Source organism: Caldithrix sp., from assembly GCF_056497305.1.
In genome coordinates this window covers 1-2433 of record NZ_JBSMDE010000012.1, presented here as the reverse complement: position 1 = coordinate 2433, position 2433 = coordinate 1, and the positions used below count along the sequence as shown (strand labels likewise).

Below are 2433 nucleotides of genomic sequence, written 5' to 3'. Positions count from 1 at the left end.
TGCTTCAATCCGCGACTTTGTGAGGGCGAAGCATTTGTTTTAAAACCCATCCCCCGCCCCCCTTCCCTTTAAAAAAAGAGAAGGGGGAGTTTAAATCTTTGCTTTGTAAAATTTGATTTCTAAATGTTCATCTACTCAATCGTTTGGGATTGCCCTGTAATTAGGCCTCTTAAAAATTTTCTCATCCCGCTAAGCGGGATTATAAGTTTTGAAGGAAGTATTCTATTCGTGTCAATAGGTTTTACAAAAAATCTTAAAAAGTCCTCGGGAGAACCGAGGACCTTTATTCTGTTTGCTTATCATTCTCTAAAATTCAATATGCATCGCAAAGCAAAATTTTTTAATTCGTGCCGGTGGCATCCTTTAGATAATTTCATTTAATCAAAATTATTTTCTGCGTTTCCTGATAATTATCCGCTTTAAAGTAGAGCAAATAAATTCCGGAGGTAAGATTTTTGCCGTTGAATTTCAGTGTATGTCTGCCTGCTTCTTTAACTTGTTCAAGCAAGGTCTGAACAAGCTGCCCACGAACATTAAAAACTTTAATGGAAACTTTAGCCTGATGCGGGAGGGTGTATTCTATTGTTGTAGATGGATTAAATGGATTGGGATAGCATGGCTTTAAATCAAATTGGCTCAACACGAATTGCGGTGTTTCAATAGCAGTGCCTGGAATAAAATCTTGTTGCGACCGGGGTCTTAGTTCATATCCATCATTTGCCGGGATACTTTTTGTGTATTGATCTACAATAGCCAGTAAGCTGAATGTTTCAACAGGCGGACTCCAGCCATCCAGATCGGTATCTTTGTCGATGAACAGATTAACCGTATCCTGACCATCGGTCACCATCACCGAACCGCTATTTTGCCCTTCGGCCGGCCAGTCAGACGGATTTACAATCTGTATGTTTTCAATGCGTACCAATTGTCCTTCATATGTTTCGCCAACTTCGCTTAACGTTAAGTCAAGAGGAGTGTGTTCATGCTTTCCGATGATCTGTATTTGAGCTGCAGAATCCAGCGCCAATTCAGTAAGTCCACGGTATTGTGTGACTCTGCCAAAAACAAACAGGCTGTCTCCGAGATTCAATTCAACACTAAATTTGGAAGAGTAGAGTTGAATGCCTCCTTCTTTGTCGTTAACAAACAGTTGCAGTTTGTCGCTAAAATTGGGAGAGACAACTGTACCACGCAGGGCCACGATTTTGCCGTCTAAGTCCGGTGAAAAGTCATGGTCGTCATCGGCGCGGGCTTGTTGAATACTCAGAACAGGAGGTTGGTAATATTCCCGGATTTTTTTTATCGAAGTGGAAAAGTCATTAAAGCTGGAGACCGCGTAAAAATAAGAACTATCACTGAAAGGATGATCATCGATAAATTCACGAACATCGGCTGGAACCTGAGCCAGTAATTGAAGCTGATTGCCCGTGGTATCGCCACGATAGATGTAAAAGCCATCAATAATAGAGAATTGCATGGCTTTTTGAATGGAGGACTGCAGAATGCCAAGGAAGCGATCATTCAAAAAAGATTGGGGACGGGAGGCCACAGGCGGAAGCGCGTGCTCTACGTGGTTCGTTGTGTTTCCGTTGGTGTTGATCCACAAATCTAGCACCAGGTTGGTGGCTCCATTGGCCACTTCACTCAATTCATAAAAATTGGTGTAATTGGGGTCGCTGACCAGGAATGGATCGTCAACATCTGCCAGATAGTAACTGACACCAGGCACATAGGCACTGGAATCGGTCATCAGGGCCGGAAAGGAATTGGTGCCATCCGGCGAAGAAAGCCCTTCAATGAAAATTCCGACATGATTGCGGGCAGGAACAGAACCCAATTGCACGCCAATTTCAAAGCGTGGAAAGTCATAGGCGTCACCAGCCTGCAGACTATCAATCGCGTAGAACAGTTTAGCGCTGTCCATGTCAAAAAACAGGATGCGGTAATAATAGGGCCCGTGCATTTTCTCTCTTGCGTAATGCAGAAAATCGATCTGTTCCAGGGTGGCCTCAGGAAAAGCGCTCAAGTCAAAAACACACCCTAAAGCCTGTTTTAAGTGAGGCGCCCAGATGCCGTAGGCCGCCCCGTTGTTAAAACTAAGAACCGTATCTGGTAAATTTAACTGCCAGGAAATTTTGGCCCCTTCATTAACCGGGATAACCGAGACGGACTCAGGGGAGTGGCTAATAACCGTGGTTTTCGCCAGCAAAATATTACTCAGGACAAAAAGCGTTAATACCAAAAAACGCATCATTTAAACTCCTTTTTTAATGTTGCCTTGCCAACAATTTCTGCTTACTGCTTTTTTACGGGTTCGACTAAAATTACTAAAAGTTGAAAACTGGATTGTGATTCAAATCTATTTTCCAACAACAGGGGAAGGCAGAGGCCATCTTTTAATTTTTAGGCGGCATGGCGGAGTATTCTGAACCG

The 2433-nt window shown here is 43.2% G+C and carries 1 protein-coding gene; it reads right to left on the bottom strand.

Annotation, left to right across the window (positions count from 1 at the left end; genetic code table 11):
• Positions 1-373: 373 nt before the first annotated feature.
• Positions 374-2254 (bottom strand): T9SS type A sorting domain-containing protein, encoded by a 1881-nt coding sequence (locus ACWB0I_RS00985; RefSeq protein ID WP_479386161.1) that lies wholly within the window; start codon positions 2252-2254, stop codon positions 374-376.
• Between the last annotated feature and the right edge of the window lie 179 nt (positions 2255-2433).

Coding starts and splice junctions, on each gene's coding strand:
- ACWB0I_RS00985 (WP_479386161.1), bottom strand. CDS start 2,254: ATGATGCGTTTTTTGGTATTAACGCTTTTTGTCCTGAGTAATATTTTG.